This is a genomic window from Novosphingobium sp. B 225 (genome assembly GCF_002198665.1).
GTDB lineage: Bacteria > Pseudomonadota > Alphaproteobacteria > Sphingomonadales > Sphingomonadaceae > Novosphingobium.
On sequence record NZ_MWLM01000067.1, the window covers coordinates 1 to 17,589 of the forward strand.

The window sequence follows — 17,589 nt, forward strand, 5'->3', positions numbered from 1 at the left end:
TTCAGTGTGGTGCGGTCGTTTACTTTGCCGCGCAGGATGACGGTGTTGATCGCCCGGGTTGCGGCAATGTGTTTCAGCGGATTGCGATCAAGCAGGACCAGATCGGCCTGTTTGCCTGCCGCAACCGATCCAAACCGATCAAGCCGGCCGAACCACGCCGGTCCGGCGCGGGTCGCGGCGGTGAGGGCCTGGGCCGGGGTCAGGCCGTTCTGCACATAGAGCGCCAGTTCCTGATGCAGCCCGATCCCGGGATAATCGTAGGAATTGAGGAAGCCCGCATCGGTGCCGGCCATGATCGTCACGCCCGCCTTGGCCAGCAGGGGCAGGACCGCTGCGGTCCGCTGATATTCCAGATGGCGCGCCGCGATCTGGTCCGGGCTTGCCTTGGCCGCGCGGTCAACCCGCCACTGATAGGTCTTGCGCAGCCCCGGCCCGATATAGGCCAGGAACGGTTCCTGCGAATGGTCATCGCTATCAAGATAGGCAATCAGCCGCTCTACATTGAGCGTGGGGGTGACGGACACATTCCGGTCCCGCAGCTTGCGGTAAGAGGCCAGCGCGGTCGCTTGATCGAACCCGGCATCGATCCGCGCCTGCGCCTCGGCCCGGTTGATCCGACCGGCGCCGTAATCGGCCGCGATCTGCGCTTCGTCCCTGACCCCGGCGACATAGGCATAGCTGAGGTGTTCGATCGAGCTGATCCCGGCATCAACCGATTGCCCCACCGTCAGCGCCATCGGAATATGTCCGGACACCGGCAGCCCCGCGCCGCGCGCGCGGCGCACCGCATAGAGGAACAGTTCAGGTTTCAGCGTGTTGTCCGTGATCTTGACGAAATCGACCTTGAGCGCGCGCAGCCGGTCAATCGCGGCATCAACATCGGCTTCCGATCCGGTTTCCAGAGTGCCTTTCCAGATCGGCTTGATCCCTTCGATCTTGGGGCCAGAGCTGAGCAAGGTTGGGCCGAACAGTGTGCCGCTGGCAATCTCACCACGCCAATTCAGGACTTCCGTGGGCAGATCGCCCGCCGCATCGCGAACCGTGGTGATGCCATGGGCGACGTAGAGCGGCAGCAGCGCCTTGTTCTCTTCGATCAGGGCCGGGCCGCCGCCGAAATGGACATGCATGTCCCACAGGCCCGGGATCAGGAACCGGCCCCGGCCTTGCACCTGCTGCCGGGCGTTCCATGCCCGGGCGATCCGGGCATCGTCACCAACCGCAACAATCGTGTCACCGCGCGTGGCGACGGCCTGGTCCGGTATGGCCCGGGCATGTTCGACATCGATAATGGTCGCGTGGCGGATCAGGACGTCGGCCTGATCGCGCGCAGCAGCCTGAACCGGCAGCACAGATGCGGCCACCAACACTGCGATGCGAACAAATTTCACCTGTGCCGCCTTTCCATGAGGAGAGCGCACCCTATCGCCCATCCTGGCCCATGCGCAAACCGGATGTTCAACCCGCCGGGGGGAGTGCGCGGCCGGCCGCTGCCCCCCGTGATCCTACTTCAGCCTTACCGCAGTCTTGCCGCAGTCTTGCCGCAGTTTTGCCGAGGTCTGCCCCGCTCCGTTACTCGGTCTCTCCCCACAGCACTTCTGCCATTGCGTCCAGCTCGCTGAAGTCAAAGCCCCGGCCCAGCGGGTCATGCCGGTTCAGCTTCATCCGCTTGTGCTGCGCCAGCAGCAGCCGCCGCAATGCGCGCTGGAGGAGTTCGAGCCGTTCATAGGCTTCGATCAGGGCCACTTCGGGCGCGCGGGGGTGGGTGGTGGATCAGGTGGCTTCAATCTGGCCGACGCGTTCCAGCACCAGTTCGTTGTAGGTGCGGTGCGGGCCGCGATGGAGCGGGAGGCCGATGCGGACGCTCGCCTCATCATTGGCGGGGAGCAGGAGGCCGTTGCGGCGGAAATCGTCAAACCCCACCCGGTCCAGCCCCAGCGCGCCGAACAAGGTGCCGAAACAGCGCCGTGACAGCAGCTGGCGCGGCAGCAGGTGGTGGCGCTGCAGGCCGGGCTCATAGCCCGGTTCGCCCCGGCGGTTGACCGCGCGGAACGACAGGCGCTGGCGCGGCGGCGAAGCTGGCCCAAGGCTGCCAGGGTAATGCAGGCTCATCCCCGCGCTATTCCCGCCGGACCATGACCCGCAGCAGCCCTTCGGCCACAATCGGGGCGACCACCACCGTCTCTCCCCCTGGCCCCGTCAGTTCCACCGGCTCGGTCAGCGGGTCCAGCCCGACCAGTTCATTGATCAGCCGCACCGCGATCCGGGCCTGATCGGCCGGAGTGATCCCTTCGGCAGCGGGGATCATCAGTTCCTGCCCGGTAAACACGGCCAGCCCGCGGCTGTGCATTGCCCCCTGTTCCCCGCGGTGCAGGCTGGTCAGCCCCAGCGCCGGGAACGGGCCACCGGCCAGCCAATCGTTTGCAATCTTGCGGAAGTAAGCCGGGGCCATCCAGCAACCGGCCGGGTTCCAGCACAGCGCCAGCAGGCCGGGCAGCTCCGCCAGTTGCAGCGCCAGCATGGCCATGGCGCGGACCACCGGCAGCAGCGCCGCCGCCTCTGCCAGGTGGGGGCCAGGCTGAAGCGCAATCGCCTCTCCCGCTGGAAAGTCACTCAGCCCCAGCATCGCACCCTTGGCGGGCAAAGGCGCGGCCACGGCAGGAGCCAGCCCGCGACAATCGGCGGTCATCCCCATGGCCAGCAGTTCCAACCAGCCCTGATCCGGCGGCGGAGCGTGGCTGATCGCAAAGCGCGCCTGTGCCCCATCCGCCAATGCGGACACGGCGGCGCAATCCGGGCGCTGGCCTTTCGCGAAAATCAACGAAAGCATGGCTCCGGCTTGTGGCACAGCTTTCCTATCCGCGGCGATGGTTCCCCCCATGGCACTTGGAATACCCTGCGTGCATCTGGCACCATTGGGGCTTGCTCGTCGAGTCCCGATCACGGCGAAAGCTCTGTTTCGGATACAATTGCGGCGATCGGGTCAGAAAACCCCCAATGCCAGCCCTTCGGCAAGCGCCGCGCCGATTGCCGCGCATGGTTCCAGCTGGGCAGGCGTAAGCTGTTTGGGGGCCAGAATCGCCTCGGGGCTTTGCGCGCCCAGGTTGACGATCAGCGGTTCGGCAACCCGTTTCAGCCGCCAGCCGGTGACGATCCGGTCCAGCTGCGCCTGGGCCCCCTGCCCGTCGCTGCCCGCGGCGATCAGCGTGGCATAGGGCCGCCCCTCCACCTGCCCGAGCAGCGGGTAATAGCAGCGGTCAAACAGCTCCTTCATCGCCCCGCTCATCGTGCCAAGGTTTTCCGGGCAGACGAACAGGTAACCGCTGGCGGCGAGCAGGTGTTCGGGTGCGGCCCCTTCCGCCGCGATCAGCGTGGAGCGTCCCTGCGTTGCCGCATGCGCCGCCTCGGCCATCGCCCGCGCCGCGCCGGTGCGGCTGTGCCAGACGATCAGCAGGGTCAACCGGTCAGCAACCCGGCTTGAGCACGCCGCCCAGCAAGCCGCCCAGCCCACCCTTGGGCTTGCAATTCTGCTGCTGTTGCGGCTGCGGCCCCGAATCCTCGCGCCCGCCGCCCATGCCGCCCATGCCGGGCATGTCCATCCAGCTGGTCATCGACCGGTGCCGGATCCGCGCAGTCCATTCCAGGTTCCAGGCGGCCTTGGGATCGGCCGGGCGCGGCGGGAAGGAAAAGTCTTCCTGCGGGCCATAGGCCGTCAGCATGCCCATCTTGAAATCGGCCGCAGCGGTGCGGACTTCTGCCGGGATCATGCAGCTGGTCTGGCTGGGCGGCATCACTGTGCGGTCCTTGACCAGACCCGCGACCTGCCCGGGCGAAAGCCAGTCAGTCAGCCCGCCGCCGAACTGGCGGCCTGCGCTGCTGGTCCACATGACCATATCGCCCATCTTGCCATCAGGGGCCATCTTGCCGCCGAACAGCGTGGCGAGATAGCCGGTCGCGTCCGCAATCCCGCCCCACGCAAGCAGCCCTGCCCCGCTCGCCTGCGTGGTGTTGGTGGTTTTGAGCGGGGCCATGAAGTCCTTGGTCAGGGTAAAGGACATTTCGGGCGAATAGTTGCCCGCCACACGGTGCAGGCCGGGCAGCGCGGTATCGGCCTTGGCATATTTGCCGTCTTCGGCCGGCCAGCGCCCGAAAGTCTTGCTGTTGGCCTGATTGGGGCCCCAATCGCGGATGATCGTGGTGCTCCAGATCCCGGCCGGCATCTGCCCGGCGGCGATCTTGGCAAAGTCGATCACGACCGGCTGCCCCTTGGGTGCGTGTTCGCCGCAGCCCCAGAAGATCAGCAGCCGTCCGCGCGGGCGTTCCCCCTGAAAGCCATCGACCGGGGCCTTTTCCTGCACCGGAGTAACCAGCGCAACCGATTTGCCCAGCTTGGCGCTGGGCGGCATGAAGTGATCCGCCTTGGGTCCGCCCTTGTCCGGCGCGCGGCCTGATCCGAGCCGCAAGTACAATTCGTGCTGCTGCTTGTTGCCGCCGCCGCCAAACATCATGCCCATGGCCGCGCCCATGCCGCCGCCCATTGCGCCAAAACCCGAAACGGTCCCCGCGCGCATATCGTATCGGGCCACCGGCCCGCTGGTCGGCGCGCGCTGGGCCATGGTGGGGATGGCGACGAGCGCGGTTGCGCCCAGTGCAAGTGCGATCACGGTACGACGGTGCATGACACGACTCCCTGTTCAATCAGCTGGACCCTAGCGAAGGCCCACCGCAACAAGTTGTCAATTGTCGACATCAAACCCGCGAAAACTTTCCTGCCCGCCCGCAATCGGCTAGCCGGACAGAATGGCTTCTGCACCTGCATCGATCCTTGGCATAGACCGTTCGCTTTCGGGCAAGATCTGGCGCTGGCGCGGGGGCAATATGGACGTCGGCGCGGTGGGCGGCGGGGGCGGCGGCATGGCCACGCTTGAGCATGATCTGGTCACCCAGCTGCTGCTGGCACGCGGCGTGCCGCATGACGATCTGGAGCGTCACCGCAACCCCTCGCTGCGCGCCTTTCTGCCCGATCCGTCTGAATTCCGCGATATGGACGCCGCAGCGGAGCGGTTGGCCCAGGCGGTGCTGACGCAGGAACAGGTCACCATCTATGGCGACTATGACGTTGACGGCGCCACCAGCGCCGCCCTGCTGATCCGCTTGTTGCGTGATCTGGGGCACGCGGCGCGGTACTATATCCCCGATCGCCTGCTCGAAGGTTATGGCCCCTCGGGCGAGGCGCTGGTGCGGCTGGCAGAGGAAGGCTCCAGCCTGATCGTCACGGTCGATTGCGGGGCCATGGCATTCGAAGCGCTCGACATGGCGCATGCGGCAGGCGTGGACGTGGTGGTGGTCGATCACCACAAATGCGCGGCAGAACTGCCCAGGGCCATGGCGCTGGTCAATCCCAACCGGCTTGACGAAAGTGACCTGGCCGCCGGATTCGGACACCTGGCGGCTGTCGGCGTGGCCTTCCTGCTTGGCGTTGCCACCGTGCGGGTGCTGCGCCAGCGCGGCTTTTTCGAAGGCAAGCGCGAGCCCGACCTGTTCGCCCTGCTCGATCTGGTTGCGCTGGGCACCGTGGCAGACGTGGCTCAGCTCCACGGTCTTAACCGCGCTTTCGTGGCGCAGGGGCTGAAAGTGATGGCCAAGCGCGAAGGCATTGGCATGGCCGCGCTGATCGACGCCAGCCGACTGTCCCGCGCGCCCAGCTGCAGCGACCTGGGCTTTGCCCTGGGCCCGCGAATCAACGCCGGGGGCCGGGTGGGCGAATCGACCCTGGGGGTGCGGCTGCTGACCACCGAGGATCCTGACGAAGCGCGCGACATTGCCGCGCAGCTTTCCGGGCTCAACGAAGAACGCCGCGCGATCGAGGCTGCCGTGCAGGAAGAGGCTGAGGCCCAGCTGGCCACCCAGCACAACCGCGCGGTGGTAACTCTGGCGGGCGCGGGCTGGCACCCGGGCGTGATCGGGATCGTGGCCGGGCGGATCAAGGAAAAGACCGGCAAGCCCGCGCTGGTGATTGCGCTTGATGCCGATGAACACGGCAATGGCAAAGGTTCTGGCCGCTCAATCAGCGGCGTGGACCTGGGCGCTGCGATCATCGCCGCGCGTGAGGCCGGGTTGCTGATTGCAGGTGGCGGGCATGCCATGGCGGCGGGGCTGACCGTTGCGCCGGGCCAGCTCGATGCGCTGGCTGATTGGCTGGATGCGCGGCTGGGCGCGGATGTGGCCGCGGCAATGGCCGGACAATCGCTGCCGCTCGACCTTGCGCTGGCCCCCGGCGGGCTGACGCCTTCGCTGGTCGAGGCAATGGACAGCGCGGGCCCCTATGGCATGGGCTGGCCCGGCCCACGCGTGGCAGTGGGGCCGGTGCGGCTGGTCAAGGCCGATCTGGTCGGCACCGATCACGTCCGCCTGATCGCGCGGGGCGAGGATGGTGGCAGCTTCAAGGCGATCGCGTTCCGCGCTGCCAGCACCGATCTGGGTCAGGCCCTGCTCCACGGATCGCAGGGCCGTCGGTTGTGGCTGGCGGGGCGCGCGAAGATCGATGATTGGGCCAGCCGTCCGCAAGCCGAACTGCATCTGGACGATGCGGCCTGGATCGATTGAAACAATCTTTGGGTAAGGGGCTTGACCCCCAATGCGCCCTCCCTTAATGGCGCACCCCTGCCCACCACGCAGCGGTGCGGCCCCTTCGTCTAGCGGTTAGGACGCGGCCCTTTCACGGCTGAAACACGGGTTCGATTCCCGTAGGGGTCACCATCCAGCAGCGCGGTGGGCATTTTGATTCCGGCTCTGCCGCCGCCCCTCAATGAAAATCGCGAGACTTGGGGATCACCCGGACCTGCCGGGGATGGCCCATGCGGTGGTGCGCCTCACCGCTGCGGCTGCCCTGCACGGGGCGGGTGACATGATCGGCGCGGTCGACGTGGCCCGGCAGCAGGTCATCCGACAGCGCGTGCAGGCTGGGAGTGGCATCGGTCAGGTGGGTGGCGATCACGTGGATCACCTCGTCATCGTATTCGACCCGCCCTTTCACTTCCATCAGCCGCGCGGCCATGATCACCTTGCGCTGGCGTTCCATCACATCGGGCCAGATCACCAGATTGACCACCCCGGTCTCGTCCTCCAGCGTGATGAAGCACACACCCTTGGCGCTGCCGGGGCGCTGGCGGATCAGCACCACGCCTGCCACCTGCACCGCGCTGCGGTACTTGCGGCTGCGCAGATCTGCCGCGCGGATAAAGCCGCGTTCGGCGAGGTCCGCGCGCAGGAAGGCGAGCGGATGGGCTTTCAGGCTGAGCCGCTGGGTCTGGTAATCGGCCACCACTTCCTCTGACAGCGGCATCACCGGCAGCCGGGTCTGCACCCGCTCCGCACCTTCATCGCGCGCTGCTGCGGCGGCGAACAAGGGCAGGTCGGGCGCGGCAATCAGGCTGCGCGCATCCCACAGCGCCTGCCGCCGCGAGAGCCCGAGCGAGCCAAGACAATCGGCCGAGGCCAGCCGCTCAACCAGCGCGGGGCTGAGCGCGGCGCGCTCCTTGAGTTCCCGCACATCGCGAAACCGCCCGCCCTCAACCCGCGCCGCCACAATCCGCGCGGCGGCGGCCTCGGGAAAGCCATCGACCTGGCGCAGGCCGAGGCGGAGCGCCCGTCCCTCCCCGTGCCGGGGAGCACTTTCCAAGGTGTTATCCCACCCACTGCAATTCACATCGACCGGCAGCACTTCCACGCCATGCTCGCGGCAATCGCGGACGATCTGCGCGGGCGCGTAAAAGCCCATTGGCTGGGAATTGAGCAGGCCGCAGGCGAAAGCCGCCGGGAAATGGCATTTCAGCCAGGATGAGACATAGACCAGATGCGCAAAGCTGGCGGCGTGGCTTTCGGGGAAGCCGTATTCGCCGAACCCCTTGATCTGGTTGAAACAGCGCGCGGCGAAATCCGGATCATAGCCGCGCGCGATCATCCGCCCGACCATCATTTCCTCCAGTTCCGCCACCATGCCCTTGCTGCGAAAGGTCGCCATCGATTTGCGCAGCCGGTTGGCCTCCAGCCCGGTGAATTTGGCCGCATCAAGCGCGATCTTCATCGCCTGTTCCTGAAAGATCGGCACGCCAAGGGTGCGGCCAAGGATCGAGGTCAGCTCGTCCGGCGGCCCGTGCTGCGGCCCCGGCGCGGGGATTTCTACCCGCTCTGCCCCGCGCCGCCGTTTCAGGTAGGGGTGAACCATATCGCCCTGGATCGGCCCGGGCCGGACGATCGCCACTTCGATCACCAGATCATAGAAGCAGCGCGGACGCAGCCGCGGCAGCATGTTCATCTGCGCGCGGCTCTCCACCTGAAACACGCCGAGCGAATCGCCTTTGCACAGCATGTCATAAACCGTGGGATCCTCACGCGGGACGGTGGCCAGCGTCAGATCCTGCCCGTGATGTTCACCCAGCAGATCAAGGCATTTGCGGATGCAAGTGAGCATACCCAGTGCCAGCACATCGACTTTCAGAATGCCGAGCGCGTCAATATCGTCCTTGTCCCATTCGATGAAGCTGCGATCCGCCATGGCCCCGTTGCCGATCGGCACAGTCTCGGTCAGCAGGCCCTGGGTGAGGATGAACCCGCCAACGTGCTGCGACAAATGGCGCGGCATGCCAATCATTTGCTCGGTCAGGATCAGAACCCGTCTGAGGTGCGGATCGCTGAGGTCCATGCCCGTTTCCTGTTCGACATGGGCCTCCTTGATCGAGCGGCCATGCCCGCCCCACACCGTCTTGGCGAGTGCGCTGGTGACATCTTCGGACAGGCCCATCGCCTTGCCGACCTCGCGGATCGCCATGCGCGGGCGGTAATGGATCACCGTGGCGCACAGCCCGGCGCGCTGGCGGCCATAGCGGGCATAGATGTACTGGATCACCTCCTCGCGCCGTTCGTGTTCGAAATCGACGTCGATATCGGGCGGTTCGTTGCGGTCTTCAGAAATGAACCGGTCAAACAGCAGCGCGTGCTTCGCGGGATCGACCGCAGTGATTTCCAGACAATAGCACACCGCCGAATTGGCCGCCGAACCGCGCCCCTGGCACAGGATTGGCGGTTCCTGCGCGCGGGCGAAATCGACGATGTCCTTGATCGTCAGGAAATAGCGCGAAAGCTGCAATTTGCCGATCAGTTCCAGCTCGCGGTGCAGCGTGGCAGTCACACTGTCGGGCACCCCCGCCGGATAGCGCGTGGCCGCGCCCGCCATGGTCAGCCGGGCCAGGTAGCTGTGCGGATCAAGCCCTTCGGGGCAGATCTCTTCCGGATATTCATAGCGCAGTTCCTCCAGACTGAACCGGCACGCATCGGCAAGGTCGCGTGCGGCCTGCAACGCATGCGGCCAGGGCGCGAACAGGCGGGCCATTTCCTCCGGCGCTTTCAGATGGCGTTCGGCATTGGGCTGGAGCAAGTGCCCGGCCCGCGCCACCGTAGTCTTGTGCCGGATCGCGGTCATCACATCGTGCAAGGGCCGCCGTTGCGGCGCGTGATAAAGCGGCAGGTTGGTGGCCAGAATCGCCATGCCATGCTCCCGCGCCAGCCCATCCAGCCGCGCGATCCGGGCAAGATCGTCGCCGGTGTAGAGGTGGCTCGCAGCGATATGACGCAGCGTGGGCAGCTGGCGGGTCAGGTGGAGGAGCAGGTCTGTAAACGGAGCGGTCAGAGTGGTTTCACGCGGAGGCGCGGAGGCCCCCTTCCCTTCGTCATCCCCGTGAAACTTAGACGGGGTTAAGACAACAACATTGCTCTCCACCGCAATCGTCAGCTCTGTATCCAGATCGTCGGGCGGGACCAGCACCAGGAGCACCCCCTCGGCGTGGTCCGCCAGCATGCGCAGCGAGATGTCGCAGGCCCCCTTGTCCTGCCATTCGCCATCGAGCCGGGCCATCCGTCCGGCGGAGATCAGCCGGCAGAGGCGGCCATAAGCGGCCCTGTCCGCCGGATAGGCAAGGAAGGCCAGACCCTCGGTGGTTTCAATCCGGCAGCCGATCACTGGCCGCATGCCCAGTGCCTTAGCCTCGCTGTGCAGCCGCACCACCCCGGCCATGGTGTTGGCATCGGCGATCCCCAGCGCGTCATAGCCCAGGCTGCGTGCCGTGCTGGCCAGATCGACTGCGTCCGAAGCCCCGCGCAAGAACGAAAAGCAGCTGACCATGCCCAGCTCGACAAACGGCGCCGGGGCGGGTGGCGGCAGACCGCCCGGCTCGAGCCGGCGGCGTTCGGGGGTAAGCGGCGCCTCCGGCATGGCTAGCCGCACAGCCCCTGCAGGAACCATTCGGGCACCCCGCCGCGCCCGTCATCCGGCAGGCCGGCGCGGTAGATCCAATAGCGGCGGCCTTGTCCATCCTCGATCCGGTAGTAATCGCGCAGCCGCACCGTGCCGCGTTCACGCCACCATTCGGGCGCGATCCGCTCCGGCCCTTCGGCGCGCGTGATCTCGTGCACTTCGCCGCGCCAGCGGAACCGGCGCGGCAGCCCGTCCGGGCTGGCATAGAGCACCGCGATCGGCTCGGCCCGGTCAAGCAGCTTCAAGGGCCGTTCCTTTCCAGCCTCACGGCTGGAGGCGGCACCAGCCCACTCCCCCACCCGGCCACCCAACGGAATGGTATGCTCTGGGTGGCCGGGTGGGGGAGTAGGCCGGTGCCGCAAGCCATCGACGGATGTCGATGGCGCACCCGACAAGGGTTCTCCCCACACTTGCGCGCGTTCGGGCAAGTGGCTGGCGCGCGGCAGCGGACGCCGCACTGCACCTTGACCCAGCCGCGCGGTCAGGCGGTCGATGCAGGCGGGCAGGCTGGTGCCGTGCGCCTCAGCTGCGGCCTCCAGATCGCGCTGGCTGAGCGCCAAAGGCTCGGTCCAGGGCGCGCGCAGGCGGGCCAGTTCGATCCCGAAGCCAGCATCGATATTGTCCAGCCGATGCGCGAACAGCCGGGCGATATGCGCCGGATCACGGCTGGCCATGGCCATCTCCAGCGCGCGCACCACCACTTCGCCATCGACTTTCCACAAGCCCAGCTCCAGCCGCCGCGCGCCCACGGCCTTGCTTTCCAGCAGGCGGGCCATGTCGGCGCAGAGATCGTCCACCACCCGGTCAAGCAAGCTGCGGTGGCGGATCGGTTCGAGCAGGCGGCGCTGGACCAAGGGCACCTCTGCCGCGACCACCGGCAGCAAGGGTTCGGGCACCCGTCCGCACAGTTGATCGAGCCGGATCAGCGGATTGGCCGCAGGGGCGCGGATCGTGCGGAAGCGCCGCGCAAGCGCATCGCGCGCCACGCCGGACAGCTCCCCGATCCGCTTCAGCCCCAGTCGCCGCAAGACCAGCAAGGTTGCCGGATCAAGCCGCAGCGCAGCGACGGGGAGGTGATCGAGGCTGTCCACGGCCTGCATGATCGCCGCCCCATCGCCGAAATGCGCCAGCGCCCAGGCCGCCCCGGCGGTGGGGGCAATCGCGAGCCGCGCCGCCAGCCCGCGCGCGGCAAGGCGGCGGCGAGCATCCTCCAGCAGCGCCGCTTCCCCGCCATAGAGGTGCGCCACCCCGGTCACGTCCACCACCAGCCCGTCGGGCGGATCGAGCGCCGACCACGGCCCCCAGCGCTGCGCCCACAGCGCCAGTTGCTCAAGGAACAGCAGGTCGCCCGCCGGATCGGCCGGGGCAGTCGCCACCTGCGGACACAGCGCGCGCGCATCGGCCAGCATCATCCCCGCCTGCGCCCCGGCTGCGTATCCGGCCAGGTTGGCAGCGGTGATGCGCGGGCCGTGTGCGCTATCGGCAATCAGGACGAGGGGACTTTCAGATCCTCCCTCCTTGGGGGAGGTGGCCTGCCGCAGGCAGGTCGGAGGGGGGCTTGCCGCACTACCCCCTCCGTCAGCCCCTTGCGGGGCTGCCACCTCCCCCAGAGGGGGAGGATTGTAAAGCATCCGCCAGCGGTCCATGGCGAGTTCTGCCAGCCAGATCGACAGAATGCGGCGGGGCGGGAGCGCGGGCATGCGCTTCAGGCCATCAGCCCAAGGCCCTTTGCCCCGACGGAGAGCGGCCTGGACACCAGTTCTGCCCCGCCTTCCAGCACCCACTCCCCCGGTGGATGCGCGCGGGCGCGGAACAGTTCTGCGTGCCAAGCGGGCACGCCGGGGGCCTGGGCGTTCCAGCGCAGCGGCTGACTGGGCGCGGCGCGTGCTTCCCACCGCATTCGCGCCGAACCGAGATCGCGCCGGGCATCAATCCGCACCAGCCACAGCGGCACCCCGTGGCGCTCCGCTGTCAGCGAAAGGCGGCGCGAGGCGGTGAAATCAAGCACGCGCGGATTGCCCGCCACTTCGCCGATCACGAAGGCCAGATCGCGGCAGCGCAGCGCCTCTTCCAGCGCGAACAGTGCATCCTCGGGCTTGCTAGCCATGACATGGATCAGCCGGTGGCGCAGCTGCGGCGGCAGGCCGGGGCGATAGGGCCGCCCGGTCAGCCGCACGGCCGCGGCGTCCTGCACCCACAGCCAGGGCCGTTCATCCGGCATGTCGGCAGCGGGATCGGGCCGCGCGGCGTGCAGCCGGTCAAGCGCCAGGGCCAGCGCGAAAGCCGCCCCGCCCCCCTCGCGCGAGGAGGCGAACACTTCGCCATGCAGCGCGCCATCGGGCAGGCCTGGGCGCCAGCGCGCAGCGGCGGCCTGCGATGGCGCGGCCCAGAGCGGCGACAGGGGCTTGCGGCGCGCAAAGGCGCTGAGAGGGGTGGGAACAGTCATGCGGAATCACTTTCGTTCCGCTTATGTTCTCATTCTCTCCGATTCGCAATTCCCAAACGCAAAAGGCCGCCCCCGAAGGAGCGGCCCCGTGCTTTGCCTGACCGGCGAACCGGATCAGTCGTTGATGTCGATCCCGCCGGGCAGCGGCGGCACCGGCTGCGGTGGGATGTCGGCGTCTTCCTCGTGCACTTCCACCAGACCGCGGCCAACATGGCTGCGGCTGCGGCTATAGCCGAAGTAGACCAGCAGACCGATCACGGCCCAGCCGACGAACAGCAGCTTGGTGTAACCCGACAGGCTCCAGAACAGATAGACGCAGCCCACAGCCGCAAGCGGCGAAACCAGCCACACCGCCGGGGTGCGGAACGGCCGCACCCGGTTCGGATCGCGCCGACGCAGGATCAGCACCGCAATGGCCACCATGGCGAAAGCGAACAGTGTGCCCGAGTTCGAAATGTCGGCCAGAGCCCCCACCGGGAACAGCGCCGCAAAAATCGCCACGAAGATCCCGGTAATCACCGTCACCACGTGCGGCGTGTGATACTTGGGGTGCACCTTGCTAAGCTTTTCCGGCAGCAGGCCATCGCGGCTCATCACGAAGAAGATGCGGGTCTGGCCGAACATCATCATCAGGATTACCGAAGGCAGCGCCAGACCGGCCGCAAGACCGACCAGGTTACCGGCCTGCTGGATCCACGACGAACCCTGCTGACCACCGATTTCACGCAGCGTCCAGGCCAGGGCTTCCTTGGAACAAACCACCGCCTGCCCGCCCTTGGTGGCGCAAGCTGCGGCCAGTTCGGTGCTGCCCGGGGCAAGACCATTGCCCGCCGCATCAAACAGCGGCTGCGCGCCAACGCTGCCGATCACGCCCGAGGCCACCAGCAGGTAGAACACGGTACAGATCGCCAGACTGCCGATCAGGCCGATCGGCATGTTGCGCTGCGGATTCTTGGTTTCCTCCGCCGCGGTCGAAACCGCGTCAAACCCGACATAGGCGAAGAAGATCGAGGCCGCTGCGGCCGAAATCCCGCCAAAGCCCAGCGGGGCGAAAGGCTCAAAATTCTCGCTCTTCATCACCGGCAGCGCCAGCACGACAAACAGCGTCAGCGCGGTGATCTTGACCATCACCAGGATCGCATTGACGTAGGCGCTTTCCTTGGTTCCGATCACCAGCAGCCAGGTCACCAGCAGCGAAATGATGAAAGCCGGCAGGTTGACATAGCCACCCGTGGCAATCGCAGTCTGGATCGCTTCGCTGTTGGTCGCGCCGAAGGCGAGCTTGATCGAAGCAATCAGCGCATCGGCATTAACCAACGCGGTTGGCAGCGTAATGCCCAGATATTCTCGCAATAATCCAACGAAATAGCCAGACCAGCCGACCGCGACGGCCCCGGCCGCCACGGCATATTCCAGCACCAGCGCCCAACCGACCATCCAGGCCAGCAGTTCGCCCATCACCGCATAGCTATAGGTATAGGCCGATCCCGAAACCGGGACCATAGAGGCCATTTCCGCATAACACAGCGCCGCCACGGCGCAGACGAACCCGGCGATGATGAAGCTGATCATCATCCCCGGACCAGCCTTTTGCGCGGCTTCGGCGGTCAGCACGAAAATGCCGGTACCGATGATCGCGCCTACCCCCAGCATGGTCAGCTGGAAGGCACCAAGCGAGCGGTGAAGCGATTTCTTTTCGGCGGTTGCCAATATGGCGTCGAGTGATTTCACGCGACCGAACATGCAGTTCCCCTAAAATTCTTGTCGGCCAGCCCAGTGGGCGGACGCGATTTTTCCCTGGCGCGGAAGCTAGCGGCGAAGCGCGCGATGGCAAGGGTTAAGTGCGCGCCCTTCCCCAGACATGTCGCACAGGCTAAGAGGCGTTCATGTCCACCACCTTCCAGCTCGATACCGCCACCAGCCGCGCCAATCCCACGCCCGCGCCGATGAAGCGGCTGACCATTCCGGCGATCCGCCAGCGCAAGCTGGATGGGGTAACCGCCGAACCGATCGTGATGCTCACCGCCTATACCGCGCGGCAGGCACAACTGCTCGATGCGCATTGCGATCTGCTGCTGGTGGGGGATTCGCTGGGACAGGTGATCTATGGCCTGCCCAGTTCAGTCCCTGTAACGCTGGACATGATGGCCGCCCACGGTGCGGCGGTGGTGCGCGGATCGTACCATTCAGCCGTGCTGGTCGATATGCCATTCGGCACCTATGAAGCATCGCCGCAGCAGGCGTTTGAAAGCGCGGCGCGGCTGCTCAAGGATACCGGCTGTGCGGGCGTCAAGCTGGAAGGCGGCGCGGCGATGGCCGAAACCGTGGCTTTCCTGACCGCACGGGGAATTCCGGTGATGGGTCATGTCGGGCTGACCCCGCAGGCGGTCAACGTGCTGGGCGGCTATAACGCGCGCGGGCGCAGCCAGGCCGAAGCGGACAAGATCGTCGCCGACGCCAGGGCATTGGACGATGCCGGGGCCTTTGGCATCGTCGTCGAAGGCGTGGTTGAACCCATCGCCATCGCGGTGACCAAAGCAGTGAAGTGCCCGACCATCGGCATCGGCGCTTCGGCGCAGTGCGACGGACAGGTACTGGTAACCGAGGACATGCTGGGCATGTTCGAACGCGTGCCGCGCTTCGTGAAACGCTATGAAGCGATTGCCGAAACGATTTCGGGTGCGGCCGAACGGTATGCCGCCGAAGTGCGCGCACGCTCCTTTCCGGGGGTGGAACAAACCTATCAGCCCCGGTAAGAGCGCCGGCTGCATCACCCAGTCATCAGGGAAACACCACATTGCTACGCTTTTACAAGGGATCGATCCTGTTCACGCTGGTCTGCCTGGCCCTGGCCGCCTGGTATGGCTGGCACCAGACCGGCACGATCAGCGGTATGCTGGGGCTGCTGTGGATCGTGGTGGTGCTATCCATTCTCGAAGTGTCGCTCTCGTTCGACAATGCCGTGGTCAACGCATCGGTGCTGGAAGATATGGATGCGGTGTGGCAGCGCCGGTTCCTGACCTGGGGCATGGTGATCGCGGTGTTCGGCATGCGCATCGTCTTCCCGCTGGCGATCGTCGCAATCGCGGCCGGACTGGGGCCGATGGAGGCCGTAAATCTCTCGCTCAACGATCCGGGACGCTATGAAGCGATCGTCTCATCCGCCCACGTCGGGATTGCCGGGTTCGGCGGCGCATTCCTGGCGATGGTTGGCCTGTCATTCTTTTTTGACGGAGAAAAAGACGTCCACTGGATCGAATGGATCGAGGCCAGGCTGGCCCGCTTTTCCAACATCAAGGCAGCCGAAATCGCGCTGCTGCTGGTCGCGATCTATCTGATTTCGCGGATGCTCCCGGCGCAGGATGCACTGACCTTTATGGTTTCGGGCACGCTGGGGATCGTCACGTTCATTGCGGTCGAGGCCTTGGGCACGGTGCTGGAAATGCGCGAGGAAGCGCTGGCGGCGCAGGGCGCTGTGGTGCGTTCGGGCCTGGGCGGGTTCCTCTACCTCAACATTCTCGACGCCTCGTTCTCGTTCGATGGGGTGATCGGTGCTTTTGCCCTGTCAAACAACATGATCATCATCGCGCTGGGCCTGTCGATCGGGGCGATGTTCGTGCGGTCGATGACGATCCATCTGGTGCAGAAGGGCACGCTGGCGGAATATCGCTATCTTGAACACGGCGCATTCTGGGCCATCATCGCGCTGGGCGGGATCATGCTGTTTTCGGCCAGGTTCCACATTCCTGAAACCGTCACCGGCCTGATCGGCGCGGTGCTGATCGGCGTTTCGCTGGCCTGGTCGATCCGGCACAAGCGCCGCTTCCCAGATGGCGAGCTGGAAAGCGCGGTCAGGGCTGACTGAGCCGCGCCGCCAATGGGGCAGCCAGCACCAACTGGCACAAGTGGTAGAGCAGGATCGGCAGCAGCACGATCCCCGCAATATCCGGCGCGAACAGCACCGTGGCCAGCGGAGCGCCCATTGCAATGCTCTTTTGCGCCCCGGCGAACAGCATAGAGACGCGGTTGGCCCGGTCCACGCCAGCCAGGCCGCCGACCAGCCAGGCACCGCAATGCCCGATCACCAGCAGCGCCGCAGTTCCGCCCGCCAGCCAGAGCCAGCCGGCCGCATCGATCCGAGTCCAGAAATTCTGCTCCACCGCGCCTGAAAAGGCGACATAGACCGCAATTGCAATCGAGCTGCGGTCCATCCAGGTGACCAGCGGACGGTGTTCCTTCACCCAGCCGCCCAGCCGCCCTTGCAGGACTTGTCCGAACACGAACGGCAGCAGCAGGATCGTCACCACTTTGACCAGCCCGTCGGCATGGAACGCCGCTTCCTTGCCCCCCGCCAGGAACGAGAACAGCGGCGCGGTGATGAACACTCCCAGGATATTGAGCAGCGCCGCCGCGACCACCGAACTGGCCACGTTCCCGCCCGCCAGCGAGCTATAGGCTGTGGCCGACTGCACCGTGGAAGGCAGGCAGCCCAGATAGAGGAAACCAAGCGCCACCAAGGGTGGCATCCAGCCCTGCCCCAGCTGCCACATGCCCCAGCCCGCCATGGCCATGCCGCCGAACACCCACAGCGTCAGCGGCCAGAGCAGCCGGTGGTTGCCCATCCCCGCCACCACTTCATGCCGGGGCAGACGCAAACCGTTGAGGAAGAACAGCAGGAACACTGCCGCGTTGGACACGAATTGCACCGCATCGCGGGCGCTGCCGTGAACCGGCAGGACCACGGCCAACGCGATCGCCAGCACCAGCAGGCGGACCATCGGATCAATGCGGCTGAGCAGGTTCATCTACCCGGCAAAGCCGCAGCGGTCGCCTT

The 17,589-nt window shown here is 66.3% G+C and carries 14 protein-coding genes and 1 tRNA gene; 4 read left to right on the forward strand and 11 right to left on the reverse strand.

The features are described from left to right. From MNBBLIKP_RS14730 to MNBBLIKP_RS14750, 6 genes are all read right to left on the reverse strand, one after another. Positions 1–1,388: amidohydrolase family protein (locus MNBBLIKP_RS14730; RefSeq protein WP_140420620.1), on the reverse strand; the 1,388-nt coding region annotated here is incomplete at its 3' end. A gap of 181 nt (positions 1,389–1,569) precedes the next feature. After that, positions 1,570–1,743, reverse strand: coding sequence for a hypothetical protein (locus MNBBLIKP_RS18330; protein WP_254913068.1), 174 nt, complete (start codon positions 1,741–1,743; stop codon positions 1,570–1,572). A 27-nt stretch (positions 1,744–1,770) separates the two neighbouring features. Continuing rightward, on the reverse strand, positions 1,771–2,109 hold the full coding sequence (locus MNBBLIKP_RS18335; protein ID WP_254913069.1) for an AHH domain-containing protein: 339 nt from the start codon (positions 2,107–2,109) through the stop codon (positions 1,771–1,773). Between the two features lie 7 nt (positions 2,110–2,116). After that, positions 2,117–2,827 (reverse strand): hypothetical protein, encoded by a 711-nt coding sequence (locus tag MNBBLIKP_RS14740; RefSeq protein WP_088311032.1) that lies wholly within the window; start codon positions 2,825–2,827, stop codon positions 2,117–2,119. 153 nt (positions 2,828–2,980) lie between these two features. Then, complete coding sequence (locus MNBBLIKP_RS14745) at positions 2,981–3,409, reverse strand: flavodoxin family protein (RefSeq protein WP_088311062.1); 429 nt, start codon at positions 3,407–3,409, stop codon at positions 2,981–2,983. Between the two features lie 52 nt (positions 3,410–3,461). Beyond that, positions 3,462–4,676 (reverse strand): hypothetical protein, encoded by a 1,215-nt coding sequence (locus MNBBLIKP_RS14750; protein WP_254913070.1) that lies wholly within the window; start codon positions 4,674–4,676, stop codon positions 3,462–3,464. Positions 4,677–4,797: 121 nt separating this feature from the next. Between MNBBLIKP_RS14750 and recJ the strand changes: the two genes are divergently transcribed. After that, complete coding sequence (gene recJ, locus MNBBLIKP_RS14755) at positions 4,798–6,603, forward strand: single-stranded-DNA-specific exonuclease RecJ (RefSeq protein ID WP_088311033.1); 1,806 nt, start codon at positions 4,798–4,800, stop codon at positions 6,601–6,603. Between the two features lie 78 nt (positions 6,604–6,681). Beyond that, a tRNA-Glu gene (locus MNBBLIKP_RS14760) sits at positions 6,682–6,756 on the forward strand. 46 nt (positions 6,757–6,802) lie between these two features. Here the strand turns inward: MNBBLIKP_RS14760 and MNBBLIKP_RS14765 are convergent. The 4 genes from MNBBLIKP_RS14765 to MNBBLIKP_RS14780 form a co-directional block, all read right to left on the reverse strand. Further along, complete coding sequence (locus tag MNBBLIKP_RS14765) at positions 6,803–10,267, reverse strand: error-prone DNA polymerase (RefSeq protein WP_088311034.1); 3,465 nt, start codon at positions 10,265–10,267, stop codon at positions 6,803–6,805. A gap of 2 nt (positions 10,268–10,269) precedes the next feature. Then, complete coding sequence (locus tag MNBBLIKP_RS14770) at positions 10,270–12,009, reverse strand: DUF6504 family protein (RefSeq protein WP_140420621.1); 1,740 nt, start codon at positions 12,007–12,009, stop codon at positions 10,270–10,272. Positions 12,010–12,014: 5 nt separating this feature from the next. Next, the gene (locus tag MNBBLIKP_RS18100; protein WP_176399789.1) at positions 12,015–12,755 is read right to left on the reverse strand and encodes a hypothetical protein; all 741 of its coding nucleotides are present in this window, start codon (positions 12,753–12,755) and stop codon (positions 12,015–12,017) included. Positions 12,756–12,869: 114 nt separating this feature from the next. Then, positions 12,870–14,498, reverse strand: coding sequence for an amino acid permease (locus MNBBLIKP_RS14780; protein WP_088311035.1), 1,629 nt, complete (start codon positions 14,496–14,498; stop codon positions 12,870–12,872). Positions 14,499–14,641: 143 nt separating this feature from the next. On the opposite strand from MNBBLIKP_RS14780, the gene panB reads away from it, so the two are divergent. Both panB and MNBBLIKP_RS14790 read left to right on the forward strand, forming a co-directional pair. After that, complete coding sequence (gene panB, locus MNBBLIKP_RS14785; RefSeq protein ID WP_088311036.1) at positions 14,642–15,511, forward strand: 3-methyl-2-oxobutanoate hydroxymethyltransferase; 870 nt, start codon at positions 14,642–14,644, stop codon at positions 15,509–15,511. A 41-nt stretch (positions 15,512–15,552) separates the two neighbouring features. Continuing rightward, entirely contained in the window at positions 15,553–16,620 is a 1,068-nt protein-coding gene (locus MNBBLIKP_RS14790; protein ID WP_088311037.1) for a DUF475 domain-containing protein, read from the forward strand. Here MNBBLIKP_RS14790 and MNBBLIKP_RS14795 read toward each other — a convergent pair. Next, complete coding sequence (locus MNBBLIKP_RS14795) at positions 16,607–17,560, reverse strand: bile acid:sodium symporter family protein (protein WP_088311038.1); 954 nt, start codon at positions 17,558–17,560, stop codon at positions 16,607–16,609. The two genes, MNBBLIKP_RS14790 and MNBBLIKP_RS14795, sit on opposite strands and share 14 nt — an antisense overlap. Positions 17,561–17,589 lie beyond the last annotated feature (29 nt).

What these genes read in the sequence shown, in the direction of transcription:
- MNBBLIKP_RS14770 (WP_140420621.1), bottom strand. Translation starts at nt 12,009, where the DNA reads ATGCCCGCGCTCCCGCCCCGCCGCATTCTGTCGATCTGGCTGGCAGAA.
- recJ (WP_088311033.1), top strand. Translation starts at nt 4,798, where the DNA reads ATGGCTTCTGCACCTGCATCGATCCTTGGCATAGACCGTTCGCTTTCG.
- MNBBLIKP_RS18100 (WP_176399789.1), bottom strand. Translation starts at nt 12,755, where the DNA reads ATGACTGTTCCCACCCCTCTCAGCGCCTTTGCGCGCCGCAAGCCCCTG.
- MNBBLIKP_RS14780 (WP_088311035.1), bottom strand. Translation starts at nt 14,498, where the DNA reads ATGTTCGGTCGCGTGAAATCACTCGACGCCATATTGGCAACCGCCGAA.
- MNBBLIKP_RS14750 (WP_254913070.1), bottom strand. Translation starts at nt 4,676, where the DNA reads ATGCACCGTCGTACCGTGATCGCACTTGCACTGGGCGCAACCGCGCTC.
- MNBBLIKP_RS14795 (WP_088311038.1), bottom strand. Translation starts at nt 17,560, where the DNA reads ATGAACCTGCTCAGCCGCATTGATCCGATGGTCCGCCTGCTGGTGCTG.
- MNBBLIKP_RS14765 (WP_088311034.1), bottom strand. Translation starts at nt 10,267, where the DNA reads ATGCCGGAGGCGCCGCTTACCCCCGAACGCCGCCGGCTCGAGCCGGGC.
- MNBBLIKP_RS14740 (WP_088311032.1), bottom strand. Translation starts at nt 2,827, where the DNA reads ATGCTTTCGTTGATTTTCGCGAAAGGCCAGCGCCCGGATTGCGCCGCC.
- MNBBLIKP_RS14745 (WP_088311062.1), bottom strand. Translation starts at nt 3,409, where the DNA reads ATGGCCGAGGCGGCGCATGCGGCAACGCAGGGACGCTCCACGCTGATC.
- MNBBLIKP_RS18335 (WP_254913069.1), bottom strand. Translation starts at nt 2,109, where the DNA reads ATGAGCCTGCATTACCCTGGCAGCCTTGGGCCAGCTTCGCCGCCGCGC.
- panB (WP_088311036.1), top strand. Translation starts at nt 14,642, where the DNA reads ATGTCCACCACCTTCCAGCTCGATACCGCCACCAGCCGCGCCAATCCC.